This window comes from Flavobacterium sp. TR2, assembly GCF_025252405.1.
Lineage (GTDB): Bacteria > Bacteroidota > Bacteroidia > Flavobacteriales > Flavobacteriaceae > Flavobacterium.
This window is the reverse complement of the sequence record NZ_CP104307.1, coordinates 2,444,156-2,462,188: the sequence shown is the minus strand read 5'-3', so window position 1 is coordinate 2,462,188 and position 18,033 is coordinate 2,444,156. Positions and strand designations below refer to the sequence as shown.

General features: G+C 33.8%; 19 protein-coding genes. 17 read left to right on the top strand and 2 right to left on the bottom strand.

The window, feature by feature from the left end:
• Positions 1-95 precede the first annotated feature (95 nt).
• From N4T20_RS10830 to N4T20_RS10755, 16 genes are all read left to right on the top strand, one after another.
• Entirely contained in the window at positions 96-1,550 is a 1,455-nt protein-coding gene (locus N4T20_RS10830) for a glutamate synthase subunit beta (protein WP_260673109.1), read from the top strand.
• 651 nt (positions 1,551-2,201) lie between these two features.
• Positions 2,202-3,494 (top strand): diaminopimelate decarboxylase, encoded by a 1,293-nt coding sequence (lysA, locus tag N4T20_RS10825; protein ID WP_260673013.1) that lies wholly within the window; start codon positions 2,202-2,204, stop codon positions 3,492-3,494.
• A 295-nt stretch (positions 3,495-3,789) separates the two neighbouring features.
• Positions 3,790-4,251, top strand: a complete 462-nt coding sequence (locus N4T20_RS10820; RefSeq protein WP_260673012.1) for an RDD family protein — start codon at positions 3,790-3,792, stop codon at positions 4,249-4,251.
• Positions 4,252-4,307: 56 nt separating this feature from the next.
• Entirely contained in the window at positions 4,308-4,760 is a 453-nt protein-coding gene (locus N4T20_RS10815) for a hypothetical protein (RefSeq protein ID WP_260673011.1), read from the top strand.
• Between the two features lie 59 nt (positions 4,761-4,819).
• Positions 4,820-5,185 (top strand): hypothetical protein, encoded by a 366-nt coding sequence (locus N4T20_RS10810; protein WP_260673010.1) that lies wholly within the window; start codon positions 4,820-4,822, stop codon positions 5,183-5,185.
• 36 nt (positions 5,186-5,221) lie between these two features.
• On the top strand, positions 5,222-5,581 hold the full coding sequence (locus N4T20_RS10805; RefSeq protein ID WP_260673009.1) for a hypothetical protein: 360 nt from the start codon (positions 5,222-5,224) through the stop codon (positions 5,579-5,581).
• Positions 5,582-6,169: 588 nt separating this feature from the next.
• On the top strand, positions 6,170-6,721 hold the full coding sequence (locus N4T20_RS10800; protein ID WP_260673008.1) for a hypothetical protein: 552 nt from the start codon (positions 6,170-6,172) through the stop codon (positions 6,719-6,721).
• A gap of 31 nt (positions 6,722-6,752) precedes the next feature.
• On the top strand, positions 6,753-7,220 hold the full coding sequence (locus N4T20_RS10795) for a DUF1572 domain-containing protein (protein ID WP_260673007.1): 468 nt from the start codon (positions 6,753-6,755) through the stop codon (positions 7,218-7,220).
• A gap of 15 nt (positions 7,221-7,235) precedes the next feature.
• A complete protein-coding gene (locus N4T20_RS10790; RefSeq protein WP_260673006.1) occupies positions 7,236-7,946 on the top strand; it encodes a M949_RS01915 family surface polysaccharide biosynthesis protein in 711 nt (236 codons plus the stop codon).
• Between the two features lie 108 nt (positions 7,947-8,054).
• Entirely contained in the window at positions 8,055-9,242 is a 1,188-nt protein-coding gene (locus N4T20_RS10785; RefSeq protein ID WP_260673005.1) for a hypothetical protein, read from the top strand.
• Positions 9,243-9,395: 153 nt separating this feature from the next.
• Entirely contained in the window at positions 9,396-9,722 is a 327-nt protein-coding gene (locus N4T20_RS10780) for an ArsR/SmtB family transcription factor (RefSeq protein ID WP_260673004.1), read from the top strand.
• On the top strand, positions 9,712-10,209 hold the full coding sequence (locus N4T20_RS10775; protein ID WP_260673003.1) for an SRPBCC family protein: 498 nt from the start codon (positions 9,712-9,714) through the stop codon (positions 10,207-10,209). The genes N4T20_RS10780 and N4T20_RS10775 overlap by 11 nt, the downstream gene beginning before the upstream one ends.
• Positions 10,210-10,257: 48 nt before the next feature.
• On the top strand, positions 10,258-10,758 hold the full coding sequence (locus N4T20_RS10770) for an SRPBCC domain-containing protein (RefSeq protein WP_260673002.1): 501 nt from the start codon (positions 10,258-10,260) through the stop codon (positions 10,756-10,758).
• 109 nt (positions 10,759-10,867) lie between these two features.
• Complete coding sequence (locus N4T20_RS10765; RefSeq protein ID WP_260673001.1) at positions 10,868-11,254, top strand: hypothetical protein; 387 nt, start codon at positions 10,868-10,870, stop codon at positions 11,252-11,254.
• Positions 11,254-12,117: an alpha/beta hydrolase gene (locus N4T20_RS10760; protein WP_260673000.1), complete on the top strand. Its 864-nt coding sequence runs from the start codon at positions 11,254-11,256 to the stop codon at positions 12,115-12,117. The genes N4T20_RS10765 and N4T20_RS10760 overlap by 1 nt, the downstream gene beginning before the upstream one ends.
• A gap of 359 nt (positions 12,118-12,476) precedes the next feature.
• Positions 12,477-13,703 carry an outer membrane beta-barrel protein gene (locus N4T20_RS10755; RefSeq protein ID WP_260672999.1) on the top strand — a complete coding sequence of 409 codons (1,227 nt, stop codon included), beginning with the start codon at positions 12,477-12,479 and terminating at the stop codon, positions 13,701-13,703.
• A gap of 72 nt (positions 13,704-13,775) precedes the next feature.
• Here the strand turns inward: N4T20_RS10755 and N4T20_RS10750 are convergent, their stop codons facing one another.
• Together N4T20_RS10750 and N4T20_RS10745 are read right to left on the bottom strand one after the other, a co-directional pair.
• Complete coding sequence (locus N4T20_RS10750) at positions 13,776-15,311, bottom strand: YifB family Mg chelatase-like AAA ATPase (protein ID WP_260672998.1); 1,536 nt, start codon at positions 15,309-15,311, stop codon at positions 13,776-13,778.
• A gap of 80 nt (positions 15,312-15,391) precedes the next feature.
• A complete protein-coding gene (locus tag N4T20_RS10745; RefSeq protein WP_260672997.1) occupies positions 15,392-16,366 on the bottom strand; it encodes a Gfo/Idh/MocA family protein in 975 nt (324 codons plus the stop codon).
• 317 nt (positions 16,367-16,683) lie between these two features.
• On the opposite strand from N4T20_RS10745, the gene N4T20_RS10740 reads away from it, so the two are divergent.
• On the top strand, positions 16,684-18,000 hold the full coding sequence (locus N4T20_RS10740; protein ID WP_260672996.1) for an ammonium transporter: 1,317 nt from the start codon (positions 16,684-16,686) through the stop codon (positions 17,998-18,000).
• The last annotated feature ends 33 nt before the right edge of the window (positions 18,001-18,033 follow it).

Sequence of the window (18,033 nt, the reverse complement as noted above, 5' to 3'; positions counted from 1 at the left end):
ATTTTAGATTTCTTCACTATGTCTTCCTGAGCGAAGTCGAAGGATTTTAGAATTTGGAATTTGGGATTTAAAAATTGAAAAATTATTTAAATGTCATGGGTAAAATAGGCGGATTTAAAGAATATAATAGAGCCGACGAAAGTAATTTAGCAGTTGCAGAACGTGTTTCGAACTACAACGAATTTACTATTCCGGTACCAAAAGATAAATTAAAAGAACAAGGATCAAGATGTATGGACTGCGGTATTCCTTTTTGCCACAGCGGTTGTCCGTTAGGAAATTTAATTCCTGACTTCAACGACATGGTGCATCAGGAAGAATGGCAGAGCGCATTAGAGATTTTACAATCTACTAACAACTTCCCTGAATTTACAGGACGCTTATGCCCTGCTCCATGTGAGAAATCATGTGTATTAGGAATCATTAAAGATCCTGTTTCTATCGAAAACATCGAAAAAAGCATCGTAGAAAGAGGTTTCGCTGAAGGATGGATTAAACCACAAGCGCCAAAAACAAGAACAGGTAAAACTGTTGCCGTTATTGGTTCAGGACCTGCAGGTCTTGCAGCTGCTCAACAATTAAACAGAGCGGGTCACACTGTTACTGTTTTTGAAAGAGACAACGCAATTGGAGGTTTATTACGTTACGGAATTCCAAATTTCAAATTAGAAAAAGGAATTATCGACCGTCGTGTAGCTATTTTGGAAGCGGAAGGAATCACTTTCAAAACGAATGTAAATGTTGGTGTTAACTTCAGCGTTGAAGAATTAAACGCATTCGATTCTATCGTTTTATGCGGAGGAGCAACTGAAAGAAGAAGCTTGCCAACTAAAGGAATCGAAAGCAAAGGCGTTGTTCAGGCAATGGATTTCTTGACACAGCAAACTAAAGTTTTATACGGCGAATCTATTCCAGATCAAGTTAAAGCTACTGGTAAAGATGTAATCGTTATTGGTGGTGGAGATACTGGTTCTGACTGTATCGGAACTTCAAACAGACACGGAGCTAAATCGGTAACCAACTTTGAGATTTTACCAAAACCTCCTGTTGGAAGAAGCGAGTCAACTCCTTGGCCTTTCTGGCCGTTGCAGTTAAAAACATCTTCTTCTCACGAAGAGGGTTGCGACAGAAACTGGTTGATCAACACAAAAGAATTTATTTCTAACGAAAAAGGTGAATTAACTGGATTAAAAACAGTTGAAGTGCAATGGAAAATGACTCCAGGCCAACGTCCTGAATTAATCGAAAAAGAAGGTTCTGAGAAAATCTGGCCTTGCGATTTAGCTTTACTAGCTCTTGGATTTACAGGTCCTGAGAAAACGTTAAGCGAGCAATTAGGAATCGAAATTGACGCAAGAAGCAACTATAAAGCGCACAACTACCAGACAAACGTACCTCACATTTTCACTGCAGGTGATATGAGAAGAGGACAATCATTAATCGTGTGGGCTATTTCAGAAGGTCGCGAAGCAGCAAGAGAAGTAGATTTATTCCTTATGGGATCTACAAACTTGCCTACTAAAGGAAAAGGAGATTTACCGAGCTTATAAATCTTAGGTTCTGAAATACTAAGATGCTAAGATACTAAGTTTTTCCCCTAGCATTTTATTAAATCTTTATTCTGATAAACAACATAACTACTAACAAACCCTTGAATTTATATTCAGGGGTTTTGTTTTTGCCATAATTTTTTTTAGCCACGACCCGAGCGATAGCGAACTGGCGAAGCAATTCACGAATTACTCTAATTTATATTTGATATTTAAACTATTCTTTCCTTTAAATTTCACGAATTATATTCTAAATATTCCAATAACTTTCAGCGATTGATTCAGAATAAGAAATTAGAATAATTCGTGAATTCGTGGCGAAAAAATTTTCTCATTTTAAAGCATCGCAATAGGCATTTTAATAAACATAGTTCCCGCTTTCGGCTATATCTCTCCGTTCCACTGCGAGGATACCGCCTCAATCGGGGCTAAATACAATCATCTGGCTTCTTTTAAAAATTACGATAAAAAGAAATGCATTTAATTCATAAAAAAAAACAATTTCAACAGCATTTAAAAATAAGTTAAATTCGTGAATTCGTGGCAGAAAACCTTTGTATCTTTGTACCTCTGCCCCTTTGAACCTCCTACCACGTTATAAAATTCCAAAAACACCAACTTTTTGTTTAAAATAAAACAATTTGTTATATTTTGTTATTTTTCTGCAAATTATTTGCTGGTAATCAAAAGTGTAATAACTTTGCCCAAAATGATTTAAAAATGCAAGCAAAAGATTTACTGCAGTTAGCAGACCAATTTGGAAGTCCATTGTATGTTTACGATGCTGAAAAAATCCAATCTCAGTACAACAGATTAACTAAAGCTTTCTCTAAGGTAGAAAACTTAAGAGTTAATTATGCCATGAAGGCATTGTCTAACATTGCGATTCTACAGTTATTAAAGAACATGGGGTCTGGCTTAGACACTGTATCGATTCAGGAAGTTCAGTTAGGGCTTCATGCTGGCTATGAACCCGAAAGAATTTTCTTTACACCAAACGGCGTTTCTCTGGAAGAGATTGAAGAAGTTGCCGCAATGGGTGTACAAATCAATATCGACAATTTATCTATTTTAGAGCAATTCGGAACAAAACATCCACATATTCCGGTATGTATCCGTATCAATCCACACGTAATGGCCGGCGGAAACGCTAACATTTCTGTTGGACATATCGATAGCAAATTCGGAATTTCTGTGCATCAGATTCCGCATATTTTGCGAATTGTAGAGAACACAAAAATGAGTATTATTGGTATTCACATGCACACAGGATCTGATATTTTAGATATCGAAGTATTCTTATATGCTGCTGAAATCTTGTTCGATACCGCTAAACATTTCAAAGATTTACAATTCTTAGATTTCGGAAGCGGATTCAAAGTTCCTTACAAAAAAGACGATATCGAAACAGACATCGAAGAATTAGGTAAAAAATTATCTAAAAGATTCAATGCTTTCTGTGCAGAATACGGAAGAGATTTAACATTGATTTTCGAACCAGGAAAATTCTTGGTGAGTGAAGCAGGTCATTTCTTAGTAAAAGTAAACGTAGTAAAACAGACAACATCAACAGTTTTCGCTGGAATTGACAGTGGTTTCAACCACTTAATCCGTCCGATGTTTTACGGATCTTCACACCATATCGAAAACATTTCTAATCCAAAAGGAAAAGAGCGTTTTTACTCTGTTGTAGGATACATTTGCGAGACTGATACTTTTGCCAACAACCGTAGAATTGCAGAAATCACTGAAGGTGACATTTTAGAATTCAGAAACGCTGGAGCATACTGTTTCTCAATGTCTTCGAACTACAACTCAAGATACAAACCAGCCGAAGTGCTTTGGATGAACGGACAAGGAATCTTGATTCGCCAAGCTGAAACATTTGAAGATTTACTTAAAAATCAAATTCCGTTGCCACAAGAAACTGCAGCTACGGTTTAACAATAGAAAAAAAGAGAATATCACTTTAATCCCGTTTCTTAATTGAGGCGGGATTTTTTTATTGTAGATTTCTGACTTTAGATTTTAGATTGCTTCACTTTGTCAGGCTGAGCGGAGTCGAAGCCCACTCAAAGTAACCGCCCAAATGACAAGATTGTGGAAAATTGAATTCAAAACTGAAACTTATAACAATCTATTTTAGCTAAGAAAAAATAAATTCCTTAAAAAATAAAATTTTACAAAAGCACAAATATTTTACGATTTTATGCTTTTTTTGTAAACTAAAATACCAAAAATGAACTCTAGACAAATAGCCACAAAACCAAATTTAAAAAAAAGAATTCTTGCTGGATTGATTGACTATTCATTAATATTTGGAGTACTTCTAATAATGTTTATTTACTTTGGAGAAAAAGACTCAGAAGGCATACATATAACAGGTTTTCCTGCATTTGCAAACATACTAATATGGTTTGCATATATGGTAGGATTTGAAGCAAAATATGGCGGTACTCTAGGAAATCTTGTATTTGATTTACAAGTTATTTCTATAAAAGATAGTAATTCTACGAGTTTGACTTTAGGACAATCATTTATAAGACATTTATTTGATATGCTCGATTTATGGTTCTTTGGACTATTGGGAATATTGCTCATAAAAAACACTCAATATAATCAGAGGCTTGGAGATTTATGTGCTCAAACAATTGTAATTGACACAAAAGACCAAAGTCAATTTTACAAAAGATTCGCTTAATAAATCTCAAATAAAAAGCCTATTTTTAAAAACCCGAACAAACCCCCAAAAATCAAATGAAACCTACAATCCTACTATCAACACTATTACTATTATTTGCAACCAATTTATTTAGCCAAACCCTAGCCGATTTAAAACTAAAACCAAAAGAAATTCCGAAAGGCGGCTATATGGTAAGTGACGGCAATATCTGCATTACGCCGCAAGCTTGTAGCTTTTATAATGATATAGAAACCTACAGCAACATTGTTGGAACTATAAAAAGTAAAGCTATTCAGAGTTTTAAAAGCAAAGCAGATCGCGGTTCTATTATGTACTTTGAATTTGATCATGTATTCAAAGGCGACCGTTTTCTGCAAGGTTTGCTTTGGGGAAAAGCTGGTGAACCAACAGATGAGCATCCAGAAGAATATGTTGTAAAAGGCAAATTTTTAATCATTTGGAGCTTAAAAGCAGATAGTCCGCTAAGGGAAAAATCGGAAACCAAAATAGAAACGCTTTTGCCATAAAAACCTAATCAGAGCTTCATTTTAAATGCTTAATTTTGCTCGATAAAAAACAATACAAAATGAAACCACAAATACGAATCCTAATTTATTCCATACTTTTCTTTTTATATCTTACTTCTACACATCTTCTACTTGAATTAAACGAAAAGTTTAAAGGTGATCCGTTTGTGACTTTGGGTGTTGGTTTCGGCATTTTGAATCTTATTTATGTTTTTACAGCTTTAAAATGGAAACCTTTGCTAAATGTGCTTTGCGCTGTAGGAATTGCGGCTTTAGCAATGTTTCTCGCTTTACAGTTTACCAATTTACATCTGTTTGTCAATTACGATCCTTATCAGGTTAAAACTGCCATTTTTGCTAATGCTGTTTTCTCAATTATTTTTTGGGAAATTGTGTATCAGGTGAAGATTAGGAAATCCAAATAATTTTTTAAAATTTTACTAAAAAAAGAAAAAGCAAAAATGAAATTAAAAGCTAGAATCTTGATCTATTTGATAATGCTTATAGTGTATTTTTTTGCTGCTTCCTTTTTGTTTGAACTTTCTGACAGACTAAATAGTAATTTTTTTATTACGGTAAGTTTTGGATATACATTCTTAAATATTATTTATGCTTGTTTTGTTTTGAAATGGAGCTTATTATTAAATATTATTTGTTCATTCCTAATTGCATTTTTAAGTGTATTTTTAGCTATAAAAGCAGGAGAAATGCTTTTGTTTAGAACATTCACTGAGAATGTCCAAACCGCCATTTTTGCCAATGCCATTTTTTCTATTATTTTCTGGGAAATTGTATATCAGGTGAAGATTAGGAAAAAATGAAAAATATAATATTTACTCATTTTTTAGTCTGCATTTTTTCATTTTGCATGATTAAAGTAACCAATTTGTTTCTAATTATTCCTTTTTTTATAGCTACTATTTTAATCTATATTTATTCTGGTTTTATAACCTCCATAAAAAACATAAAAAGCTAAAATATTGTATTCTTGGATTCCTTGGTTTATTTTTATTTATTATTTCTTGCATTATAAGTCCAAACCAATTACCTAATAAAAATATAGATTCAAGTTTTATTTGGATTATTGTACAGATGTATTTATTTCCTTTTGAATGGCCCTTTTTGACAATATTCTCTAACTTTTTAAAATACCCTTCTTTTATAGAAAGAACTGGATTCTATTTAATCGAAATTATTATAATTGGAATATTGCCACTCTTAGGAGCACTTTTAAGAGAAAGACTTCAATTTTCAAAAATTCGATAGCAGTTTTAATATTAAAACAATTCGCTCTTTTTGAATCTCTAAATTAAAAATGAACTGAAAGACTGCTTAACTACAATAAAAAGCAATCTATTTTCGTACGTAATTTTTTTATATTAGCATTTTAAAATTTATCTAAGCCTAATATGAAAATTAGAACTCTACTCCTTTTGTCTGTACTTACTATTTCTTGTAAAAAAGAAGCAAAAACAGAAACTTCTAAAAATGCTCCAAAAGATTCTTTGAAAATAACTGAAAAGAAAGAACCAGAAACACAAAAAGCAGATACGATTGTGTTATCTACAAAACATAAAACCAATAAAATTTTATGCGATCTTGACGGAGATAATCTAGACGAAACTGTAGAAATCTTTAGAAGCACAAACAACAAAAAAAGCGGTTTCAAAATCACTTACGGAAACGGAAAAAGAACTGATTATTTAGGGTTTGGAAATGATATTTTAGCACAAGGTTTTGACGAAATTGATTGGGCAGGAATATTTGAAAAAGCGCCTAAAAATGAGGTTTACTTTAACAATGTAAATGAAAATGGCGATATTATTGGCGAAGAACAAGTTGCAGAAGAAGACAAAATAAAACTGCCAAATGACGGAATCTTTATTCATGCCGAAGAAAGCTGCGGAGGCGGTGTTATTTATCTGAAAAACGGAAAATACGAGTGGATTCAGCAGGAATAAACTTTTAATAGTAACTCTTAAATTACTGAATATGAAAAGTACAACAGAAATTGCCAATCGTTTCAGAGAAGTTATTTTAAACGGAACTTGGATTGCGAACACCAATTTTAAAGATCAGCTCGAAAATCTCGATTGGAAAATAGCAGTTAGTCCGATACAAGGTTTAAATACTATTGCCGCTTTGGCTCAACATATTCATTATTATATAAATGGAATCAATCAGGTTTTTAAAGGCGGAACATTGGATATAAAAGACAAATTTAGTTTTGACTTTCCTCCCATTCATTCGCAGGAACAGTGGGAAAATTTTCTAACTAAATTTTGGAATGAAGCCGAAGAGTTTGCTTCCTTAGTAGAGCAGATGTCTGACAGTAAACTCCATGAAAACTTTGTAGATGTTAAGTACGGAACTTATAAAAGAAATATCGAAGCTATGATTGAGCATAGCTACTATCATTTGGGACAGATTGTATTGATAAAAAAACAGCTCACCAAATAAACACACACATCTTTTATGAAAAAAATCACAATTCTTTTACTATTTATTGCTCTATTTTCAAATTGTAAACCAGAGAAAAAAGATGAAGCAACAACTGTCGTTTCAAATGAAAAACCTTCAACTGAAGAACCTTTTGTCTTAACAGTTGAAAAAATCGATTCCACTCAATTTCCTGCTTCAATTAAATACGAAGGCTTTATAAAAAATGCTGTTCGCTGGAAAGACAAATTGGGAGATAATATCGTAATCACTACAGAAACTGGCTATCACATCAACAAAAAATTCACTCACGAAACAGAAGGCTCTGATGCCGAATTATTTGCGTATCATTTTATTGCATCAGGCAATGAGGTAAAGCAAACTTGGAGAGTTTATGATTATATTTCAGATTGTCCGGTTGACATTGTGGCTTCATTTGTAAAAAATACATTTCAGGTTACAGATTTAGACAAAAATGGAATTGCTGAAACCTGGCTCATGTATAAAACGGTATGTCATGGCGACGTAAGTCCTTCTGACATGAAGATTATCATGTATGAAGGCAATACAAAATATGCCATGCGTGGCGAAAATAAAGTGGCTGTTGGCATAGATGATAATGGCAAAAAACAATTTGAAGGCGGAGAATATAAAATGGATGAAAACTTTAAAAAAGGCTCGAAAGCTTTTAAGGAATTTGCTGAAAAACTATGGAGTAATAATGTAATCGAAAACTGGGAAAATTAGTTTTTTCTTATACTCAAAAAATCTCTTTTCTACTCTCTAAAAAAACTAAAAAAAGGCATAGTTGTTGAAAATTAAATGAAATATATTTACACCCTCAAAAAACACACTATGCAAAAAATTACTTTTCTATTTTCTATATTGTTTTTAGCTTTTGCTTCTTGCGGGGTAAAAACAACGCAATCAATGCTTAGCGACGGAAATTATGATGGCGCCATTGATCGCGCTGTGGAAGCGCTTCGCACCAAAAAAGATTCTAAAGGAAAACAAGATTATGTTTATTTACTGGAAGAAGCTTTTGCAAAAGCCAAAGATCGCGATCTTCGAAATTTGGAAATGCTCAACAAAGAGAATAATCCTGCCAACGCTGAACGCATTTATAACACTTATTTACAGCTAAATAACCGTCAGGAAAAAATTCGCCCTTTATTGCCTCTGCCTTTATTAAAGCAGGGAAAAAATGCTTATTTCCCTTTTGATAATTATTCGAATGAGATTGTAAACAGCAAAAATGCCCTTTCAAAATATTTATACGAAAATGCTTCGTCGCTTTTGAAATCAAATAACAAATTGGATTTTAGAAAGGCATATGATGATTTTGCGTATTTAGAAAGCATTAATCCAAGTTACAAAAACACCAAAAAACTGATGGACGACGCTCAGTTTAAAGGAACTGATTTCGTTGATGTTTATGCTAAGAACGAAACCAATATGGTAATCCCGAAAATGCTTCAGGACGATTTATTGGATTTTAAAACATATGGCTTGAATGATAAATGGACGGTTTACCACAGCACGAGACAAAAAAATGTGTCGTATGATTATAGCCTGATACTAAGTTTTAGGCAAATTGCCATTTCGCCAGAACAGATTAAAGAAAAAGAATTTGTTAAAGAAAAACAAGTTAAAGATGGTGTAAAAACGCTTCTGGACAGCCGCGGAAGACCTGTAAAAGACAGTTTGGGCAAAGAGATTAAAGTTGACAATTATAAAACACTTCGCGCAACGGTATATGAATTCAGACAGTTTAAATCATGTCTCGTAACAGCAAAAGTGGATTATGTAGATTTAAAAAGCAATCAGCTGGTACAGACTTTCCCAATAAGCAGCGAATATGTTTTTGAGAATATTTATTCTACCTACAAAGGAAACAGAGGTGCTTGCGATGATAATTATCTCGGATATTTTGACAAACGTGCTGTTCCTTTTCCGAACAACGAACAGATGGTTTACGACACGGGCGAAGACTTGAAAGCCAAGCTGAAAGATATCATTGTAAAAAATAAATTTAGACGATAATTATGTAACCCCGATTACAGAGAAAAGACGCATTTTTGATGCGTCTTTTTTTGTTTAAATACTTTTTCAATTAAAAAAAATCAAATTTTTAATTGCGCAACCAAAAAGTTGCGTATATTTGCAACTGATTAGTTGCTTAATTTATATTTAAAAATGAAACGAGATATTTTTCAGGCAATTGCCGATCCGACGCGAAGAGCGATTTTAGTTTTGATTTCTTCGAGTGCATTAACCCCAAATACTATTGCAGAGCAGTTTCAAACTACAAGACAGGCAGTATCTAAACACATTAAAATACTGAATGAAAGTGATTTATTGGAAGAAAAGAAATTGGGCAGGGAAATTTATTATCAGCTCAAAATTGAAAAAATGAAGGAAATTGATCAATGGCTGGAGCAATTTAAAGCAATTTGGGAACAGCGCTTTAGTCAATTGGATCAAGTATTATTAAACTTAAAAGCTAAAGAAAATGAAAACTGATTTATTAATGAATTTTTCTGTAGACAAGGAAAATAAAACTGTAAATATAAAACGCGAATTTGCCGCTCCTTTGTCTAATGTTTGGTCTGCTTGGACAGAAGCCTCAATTCTTGATCAATGGTGGGCGCCAGCTCCATTCAAATCGGAGACAAAAAGCATGGAATTTAAAGAAGGCGGCAGAAGATTATATGCAATGGTCGGGCCCGAAGGCACGCAAGGCTGGAGCACTTTTGATTATACTTCGATTTCTCCTAAAACAAATTTTAAATATACCTCTACTTTTTGCGATGCTGACGGAAATCCAAATTCTCAATTTGGAAGTTCATACTGGAATGTCTCGTTTTCTGAACAGGGAGATTTAACTATAGTAGATATCACAATTACTAGAGAAAGTTTTGAAGAACTGGAAAAAATAATCGAAATGGGATTCAAGCAAGGATTTACTTCTGCAATGGAAGGTTTGGATAAAATCTTAGCCGAAAAATAAAAACATTTCAAACGAATTATTATTAACGAATTAAAAAATCTAAAGAAAATGAAATCAAATCTTTTAATGAATTTTACTGTTGATAAAGAAAATAAGACTGTCAATGTAAAACGAGAATTTAACGCTTCGCTACCTCAGGTTTGGTCTGCTTGGACAGAACCTCAAATTCTGGACTTGTGGTGGGCTCCAGCTCCGTGGAAATCCAAAACAAAAAGTATGGATTTTAAAGAGGGCGGACGAAGATTATATGCTATGCTTGGGCCAGATGGTGAAGAACATTGGGCAATTGCCGATTTTACTTCAATTAACCCTAAAACTAATTTTAAGTACTTAGATGCTTTTACCGATAGCGAAGGAAATTTAAACAAAGAATTTCCGCGTTCTGACTGGGATGTGACTTTCTCCGAAAAAGACGGTTCTACATTTGTTGATGTGGTAATTAAACACGAAAAACTATCTGACTTGGAAATGATTATTCAAATGGGATTCAAAGAAGGTTTCACTATCGCCATGGAAGGCCTAGATGCTATTTTTGCCGAAAAAAAATAAAGTTTAAATAATAAACGCCTTTTGTTAAATCCTGCATTTTTGCAGGATTTTTTTGTATTTTCGAATCGAAAATTGATTTTCTAAATTCTAAAAACTAAAAAAAATACAAATGATGAAATTCTTTACCATTCTGTTTTTGTTCATTTCTGCTGCTGTTTTTTCTCAAAACAGATACGAGCTTTCTGATGAAGGACAAGACAAACTCTATCTTTCCGATTCTATTTCAAATCTTGCCAAAGCAGGAAAAATCACTGACCATCCGATTGTAGTGGTTGATGGAATTCCGCATCGCTTTGAAGATTTAGAAAAAGAAAAACTTGTGCTTTCTAAAATTGAAATCAAAAAAATTATTGCCCTTGAAAAACAGAAAGGCATCAACATTTATGGCAATTATGGTGAAGCTGGCGTTCTCATTGTTACTACAAACAGGAGCAGTTACTACAAACCTGAACAAGAAGTAAAACAAGAATCGTTGCCACAAAATTTCAAAAATTAATGACCAGATTTATTGCCTTAACCTTTTTACTCTTTTCTTTTAATGCAACATTCAGCCAAAAGAGCAAAACAAAAAACATAGAAACTTCAAAGCCTTTCGTATTAGGCGTAATCGAAGAAATTCAATCAAAAGAATTAAACGAAAAAAGAATCTTAAACATTTACCTTCCAGAAGGCTACAATCCTGCAGAAGCTACAAAATATCCTGTCATTTATTTATTGGACGGCTCTGCTGATGAAGATTTTATTCATATTTCGGGGTTGGTTCAGTTTAATAGTTTTGAATGGATCAATCAGGTGCCTAAATCAATCGTGGTAGGGATCGCTACAGTAGACAGAAAAAGAGATTTCACCTTTCCTACTACTCTAGAAAAAGATAAAACACGTTTTCCGACAACAGGACATTCTGATCAATTTATTGCTTTTATCGAAAAGGAGTTACAGCCTTTTATTGAAAAAAAATACAATACAAATGATTCTAAAACCATTATTGGCCAGTCTCTTGGCGGTTTATTGGGAACTGAAATCCTGCTTAAAAAGCCCGCTCTGTTTAATAAATATGTTATCGTAAGTCCAAGTTTATGGTGGAATAACGGTTCTCTGCTAGATTTGGATTCTGAAATGTTAAAAGAAAATTTCAATCAGCAAACAGAAGTTTATATCGCTGTGGGAAAAGAAGGACTTACTCCAACAGAAATTCCGCGTGTTATGGAAGTTGATGCGAATTTATTAGCAGAAAAATTAAAGGAATCTAAAAGCAAAACTGTAAAAATCTATTTTGATTATTTTCCAGAAGAAAACCACGGATCGATTCTGCATACAGCTGTTTCTAATTCTTTTAAATTCTTTTACCCTCACATTTAAGGATAAAACAAGTTTTTTTTACAAAAACGTCTCGTTTTGTTTAACCAAAAAAATCATAAAAGCGACTCTTCTTTTATGATTTTTTATTTATAAGACAAACAGTAACCAACTATAAATCAGAGGACAATAAAAGCGTAAAAAGCAGCAACAAGCTATAAACATTTTTTTTTGAGAAAAATAAACAAAATTACGTTTTCCCGTAAAGATCATAGGCCCTTGTAATAGTATATTTGGCAAAAAATCATATAATAATTAAACCTATCTACAATAAACGCAATTATTTCACTACTCAATTAAAAAAAGAATAACTCTTTTTATTCACCAAAATAAAACAAATCTATAATAACCTATTTAATTTAATGAAAAAACAAATTTTATTTCTTGCTTTAACTTTACTTCTAACTGTTAAAAACTATTCTCAAATAGCTTTCGAAAAAGGATTTATTATCTCAGAAAACAATCAAAAAACAGAATGCCTCATTGAAAATATAGATTGGAAAAATACGCCTACCAATTTCAGATATCGACTTTCTACTGATTCGCCTATTATCGATGCAGACATTAAAACTGTAAAAGGTTTTGGAATTTCTGGTCAAAACAAATTTATTAGAGCAACTGTAAACATAGATCGCTCCACAAAAAACCTGCAAAACATGAACAAAGACAAAAATCCTGTTTTTAGACAGGAAAATTTGTTTCTGCAGGTGCTAATGGAAGGAAATGCTTCTTTGTATTTGTTTGATGATGGAACTGTAAGACGTTTCTTTTACAAAATGAATGATTCTGAAATAAAGCAGCTTGTTTACAAAACCTACTTTGCAAATGACGACCAAATTGCTAAAAATAATCAATTCAGAGAGCAGCTTTATCTTGATTTGAAATGTGATAATATACAGCAAAACGAATATGAGACATTAAGTTATACCAAAAATGCTCTGATGCGTATTTTCACAAAATATAATAAATGCACAAATTCTGAATTTGTTGATCTAGAAGTAAAAGAAAAGAAAGATTTATTTAACCTTACGCTTAGACCTAGATATAATAACAGCTCACTATCTATGGACAACTCTGTCTTTGAAGGAATGGATTTTGACTTTGGCGGAAAATCAAGCTTTAGCTTAGGAATTGAAGCTGAATTTATTTTGCCATTCAATAAAAACAGATGGTCTGTTATTGTTGAGCCAACCTATCAATATTATAAAGGAGAGCAATCCATACAAAATTCTCAAGTTGTTGGCGGAACACTAATAGGGAAAGTAGATTACAAATCTATTGAATTGCCAATTGGGCTTAGACGTTATTTCTTCATTAATAAAAATGTACAAATATTTGCTAACGGATCTCTTGTTGTAGATTTCAGCAATAACTCTAAAGTCAGTGTAACGAGAAAAGATGGTTCTGAACTAAATAAATTGGATGTAAAATCTGGTATCAATTTTGGGTTTGGCCTAGGATGCAAATTCTTAGATAAATTTAGTGCAGAGGTAAGATATCAAACTCCTAGAGGTATATTGGCTGAAAATCCTAACTGGGGTTCGTCTTATCAAACTACTTCTTTGATTGTCGGATATTCTTTCTTTTAATTTTAATTTTTCTAATTATATATGCTAATTGAAAAATTTTCAATTAGCATATATAATTTTAGCATTAAAAACTTACCCCAACCACCCTTCTCTATCCAGACTTCTATATTGAATTGCCTCTGCAATATGCGAACAAACAATATTTTCTGAATGGTCTAAATCGGCAATGGTTCTGGAAACTTTCAAAATTCGATCGTAAGCTCTGGCTGAAAGATTTAATCTTTCCATAGCTGTTTTAAGCAATTCTTTCGAAGATTCATCCAAGACACAAAAATCTCGAATCAGTTTGCTGCTCATTTGCGCATTGTAATGAACATTTTCTACAGTTTCAAATCGCTTGGTTTGAATTTCTCTTGCTGCTGTAACTCGTTTGCGAATTTCAACACTGCTTTCTGCTTTTCGCTCATCTGACAATTTCTCAAACGGAACAGGCGTAACTTCTATATGAATATCAATCCGATCCAATAACGGTCCCGAAATTTTACTCATGTACCGCTGCATTTCGTGCGGCGAAGAAGTATTTGGCATACTCGGATCATTAAAAAACCCGCTTGGACTTGGATTCATGCTTGCCACCAGCATAAAAGATGATGGGTAGGTAATGGTAAATTTTGCACGCGAAATCGTCACTTCTCGATCTTCCAAGGGCTGACGCATTACTTCTAAAACATCTCGTTTAAATTCTGGCAATTCATCTAAAAACAAAACACCATTATGTGCCATCGAAATCTCGCCTGGCTGAGGATAACTTCCGCCACCGACCAGAGCCACATTTGAAATAGTATGATGCGGACTTCTAAATGGTCTCTGATTCATTAATCCGACTTCTTTTAGTTTTCCTGCAACGCTGTGAATTTTAGTTGTCTCCAAAGCTTCGCGCAATGTCATAGGAGGCAAAATACTCGGAACTCGTTTCGCCAGCATGGTTTTACCTGCTCCTGGCGGACCAATCAATATGATGTTGTGCCCGCCTGCTGCGGCGATTTCCATACAGCGTTTTATGCTTTCTTGCCCGCGTACATCTGAAAAATCGTGTTCGGGAAAATCGAGCGTTTTGTAAAATTCTGCCCTTGTATCAATAACAGTCGGTTGAAGAGTTCCTTTTCCAGCAAAAAAATCTATAATTTCTTTTAAATTCTCAACTCCGTACACATCTAAACCAGATACGATTGCAGCTTCTTTTACATTCTGAATCGGAAGAAAAAATCCTTTGTAGCCTTCCTCTTTAGCTTTGATTGCTATGGGTAATGCTCCGCGAATGGGCTGCAAACTTCCATCAAGAGAAAGTTCTCCCATAATAATATACCGATCAATTTCTGGTGCTTTTATCTGATCTGAACCGACCAAAATTCCCATTGCCAATGTCAAATCATATGAAGAACCTTCTTTTCGAAGGTCGGCAGGCGCCATATTGACCGTAATTTTCTTTCCCGGAAAATTAAATCCGTTATTCTTTAAAGCAGCGGCAATTCTAAAACTGCTTTCTTTTATAGCATTGTCTGGAAGCCCAACCAAATGATAACCAATCCCTTTATCCATATGCACCTCAACTGTAATCGTTGTGGCCTCAACTCCAAATACGGCACTTCCGTAAACTTTTACTAACATAAATTATCTTTCATTAATTGTTTTTAAAACTAATGAAAAAAACATAAAATGTAAATATTTTATTACAAATTATTCTAAATCTAAAACGGAAGTTTAATTTGATTTTTAATTTCCTCCACTATACCGCTCAAATCCAAGCTATTCTGGTGCGACCAAAGCTTACTTTCAATTTGATTATGCAGAATACAATTTTGACATTCCATAATTTCATGAGAATATCCTTTTCCTAAAGCTGGCAAAATAAATGTTGCTTCTTTTTCTTCATTTGCAAACAAAGAATATCCATCGGCAATAAACCAAGGCGCGTTTAATTCTATTCGTCCTTTTGTCCCTGAAATAATAGCTTTCATATCAGATTCAGAAACTATAGAAGCGTGCAAAACCGATTGAGCTGTTTCGTATTGCAAAATCATCGAAGTCTGCAGATCAATGTCATTTTTATGTTTTATTGCTTTTGCTAAAATCTCTTTTGGTTTTCCTAATACTATATAAGACAGAAATAAAGGATAAACACCAATATCAAACAAAGCTCCTCCGCCCAGTTCTTTATCAAAAAGTCTTTTGTTTTCTGTTTCACTTCCGTGAAAGGCGAAATCGGCTTTTATATAATTGATCTTTCCAATTGCTCCATCATTTATTTTTTGCAAAACGTCCTGCATCGATGGAATAAACCTTGTCCAAAAAGCTTCCATAAAAAACCTATTATGTTTTCTAGAAGCTTCAATCATTCTTTTTGCATCTTCGTAAGATAAAGACATTGGCTTTTCACACAACACGTGTTTACCATTTTCTAATGCTTTTATAGCTAATTCGGCGTGCGAATTATGAGGAGTTGCGATGTAAACAATTTCAACTTCTGAATCTTCAAAAAGCATATCATAGGAATTATACATCCTTAAAGCATTAAATTTTGCCCCAAATTCTTCAGCTTTAGCAAAATCTCTCGAAGCAACTGCCGTCAATTCAGCATTTTCAATCAATAATAAATCTGAGGCAAATTGGCTGGCAATATTTCCTAGTCCGACAATTCCCCATTTTATGTTTCTATTTCCCATTCTTAAATTATAATCATCAAAATTGTTAAAAAGATTAAAAAATTTTCACAACAACACCTATACAGACGTTTTATAAACAACAAATATCCATTATCCTACAAAAAATAGCAATCAATTACCCCAAAAATTATCAAAAATGATGTTAAGTGAAAAAAAAATGTTGCCAAATTGTAAATTTTAAGTTTGTTTTAAGAAATTCATACAAAATCACGGGGGTTAAATTTTAAATTTGATAAAAATCAACCATCTAACCCCATTTTTTAATGGGGCATAAAATGATTTTATACTTTTATAAAAAATTTTAAAACTAAATAACTATGCGAAAAATTATTTTAAGTGTGATTCTCATCACGATTTTAGTCCTAAGCTTTATTTCGAACTTTATTATTGCAGACAACCCAATTCCTGCAGAAGCAGTAAAGTTTGATACGGGAGATACTGCCTGGATGATCGTTGCAACCGCTTTTGTATTGCTAATGACACCTGGATTAGGTTTTTTCTACGGAGGTATGGTTGGTAAGAAAAACGTAATTAGCACTATGCTTCAGAGTTTTATGGCTATGGTAATTGTTACTATTCTTTGGACTGTTGTTGCTTTTGGACTTGCTTTTGGACCAACTATCGGAGGGATTATCGGGGATCCGTCTCATAATTTATTCTTTGAAGGAGTTGGAACCAATACAGCTTGGAGCCTTGCGCCAACAATTCCATTTATTTTATTCGCATTATTTCAGGCAAAATTCGCTATCATCACTCCTGCATTAATTACAGGCGCTTTTGCAGAACGTATCCGTTTCTGGGCGTATTTGTTATTCATGGTTTTATTCATATTATTAATATATGCTCCACTAGCTCACATGACATGGCATCCTGATGGAGTTTTCTTCAAAATGGGAGTTCTTGACTTCGCTGGAGGAACTGTAGTTCATATGAGTGCTGGATGGGCTGCTTTGGCTGGCGCTATTTTCTTAGGAAAAAGAAAAGTTCAAAAAGTAAATCCTGCTAGAATCACTTACGTATTATTGGGAACTGGTTTGCTATGGTTCGGATGGTTTGGTTTCAATGCTGGATCTGCTTTAGGAGCAAATGGCCTTGCTGCTCAAGCTTTAGGAACAACTACTGTTGCCGCTGCTGCTGCTGCAATGGCTTGGGTTTTCCTTGACAAAATTTTAGGACACAAATTATCGGCTCTTGGAGCTTGTATCGGAGCCGTTGTAGGTCTTGTTGCCATTACACCTGCTGCTGGTTTTGTAAGCATTCCTCACGCAATCTTCATTGGTTTATTCTCTGCAATTGTAAGTAACATTGTAGTGAGCAAATTCCCTAAAGGAAAAATCGACGATGCTCTTGACGTATTTGCTTGTCACGGTGTTGGAGGTATGGTAGGTATGCTTTTAACTGGCGTTTTCGCATCAAAAGCAATCAACCCTGCTGTTGGAGACAATCAAGGTTTAATTTTCGGAACTCCAACTTTATTCATTAACCAATTGACTGCTTTGGTTGTGGTTTCAATCTTTGCTTTTGTTGCTTCTTACGCATTGTTTTTCATCGTAAATAAAATCACTCCGCTAAGAGTTACAGAAGAAAAAGAAGAACTAGGATTAGACATCTCTCAACACGGAGAATTCTTATAAGAAATTAATTTTCACTTTCGCTTGATAAATAGA

What these genes read in the sequence shown, in the direction of transcription:
- N4T20_RS10830 (WP_260673109.1), top strand. Translation starts at nt 96, where the DNA reads ATGGGTAAAATAGGCGGATTTAAAGAATATAATAGAGCCGACGAAAGT.
- N4T20_RS10775 (WP_260673003.1), top strand. Translation starts at nt 9,712, where the DNA reads ATGAAAACTGATTTATTAATGAATTTTTCTGTAGACAAGGAAAATAAA.
- N4T20_RS10770 (WP_260673002.1), top strand. Translation starts at nt 10,258, where the DNA reads ATGAAATCAAATCTTTTAATGAATTTTACTGTTGATAAAGAAAATAAG.
- N4T20_RS10800 (WP_260673008.1), top strand. Translation starts at nt 6,170, where the DNA reads ATGAAAATTAGAACTCTACTCCTTTTGTCTGTACTTACTATTTCTTGT.
- N4T20_RS10740 (WP_260672996.1), top strand. Translation starts at nt 16,684, where the DNA reads ATGCGAAAAATTATTTTAAGTGTGATTCTCATCACGATTTTAGTCCTA.
- N4T20_RS10810 (WP_260673010.1), top strand. Translation starts at nt 4,820, where the DNA reads ATGAAACCACAAATACGAATCCTAATTTATTCCATACTTTTCTTTTTA.
- N4T20_RS10795 (WP_260673007.1), top strand. Translation starts at nt 6,753, where the DNA reads ATGAAAAGTACAACAGAAATTGCCAATCGTTTCAGAGAAGTTATTTTA.
- N4T20_RS10765 (WP_260673001.1), top strand. Translation starts at nt 10,868, where the DNA reads ATGATGAAATTCTTTACCATTCTGTTTTTGTTCATTTCTGCTGCTGTT.
- N4T20_RS10785 (WP_260673005.1), top strand. Translation starts at nt 8,055, where the DNA reads ATGCAAAAAATTACTTTTCTATTTTCTATATTGTTTTTAGCTTTTGCT.
- N4T20_RS10745 (WP_260672997.1), bottom strand. Translation starts at nt 16,366, where the DNA reads ATGGGAAATAGAAACATAAAATGGGGAATTGTCGGACTAGGAAATATT.
- N4T20_RS10750 (WP_260672998.1), bottom strand. Translation starts at nt 15,311, where the DNA reads ATGTTAGTAAAAGTTTACGGAAGTGCCGTATTTGGAGTTGAGGCCACA.
- N4T20_RS10815 (WP_260673011.1), top strand. Translation starts at nt 4,308, where the DNA reads ATGAAACCTACAATCCTACTATCAACACTATTACTATTATTTGCAACC.
- N4T20_RS10820 (WP_260673012.1), top strand. Translation starts at nt 3,790, where the DNA reads ATGAACTCTAGACAAATAGCCACAAAACCAAATTTAAAAAAAAGAATT.
- N4T20_RS10755 (WP_260672999.1), top strand. Translation starts at nt 12,477, where the DNA reads ATGAAAAAACAAATTTTATTTCTTGCTTTAACTTTACTTCTAACTGTT.
- N4T20_RS10790 (WP_260673006.1), top strand. Translation starts at nt 7,236, where the DNA reads ATGAAAAAAATCACAATTCTTTTACTATTTATTGCTCTATTTTCAAAT.
- N4T20_RS10760 (WP_260673000.1), top strand. Translation starts at nt 11,254, where the DNA reads ATGACCAGATTTATTGCCTTAACCTTTTTACTCTTTTCTTTTAATGCA.
- N4T20_RS10780 (WP_260673004.1), top strand. Translation starts at nt 9,396, where the DNA reads ATGAAACGAGATATTTTTCAGGCAATTGCCGATCCGACGCGAAGAGCG.
- N4T20_RS10805 (WP_260673009.1), top strand. Translation starts at nt 5,222, where the DNA reads ATGAAATTAAAAGCTAGAATCTTGATCTATTTGATAATGCTTATAGTG.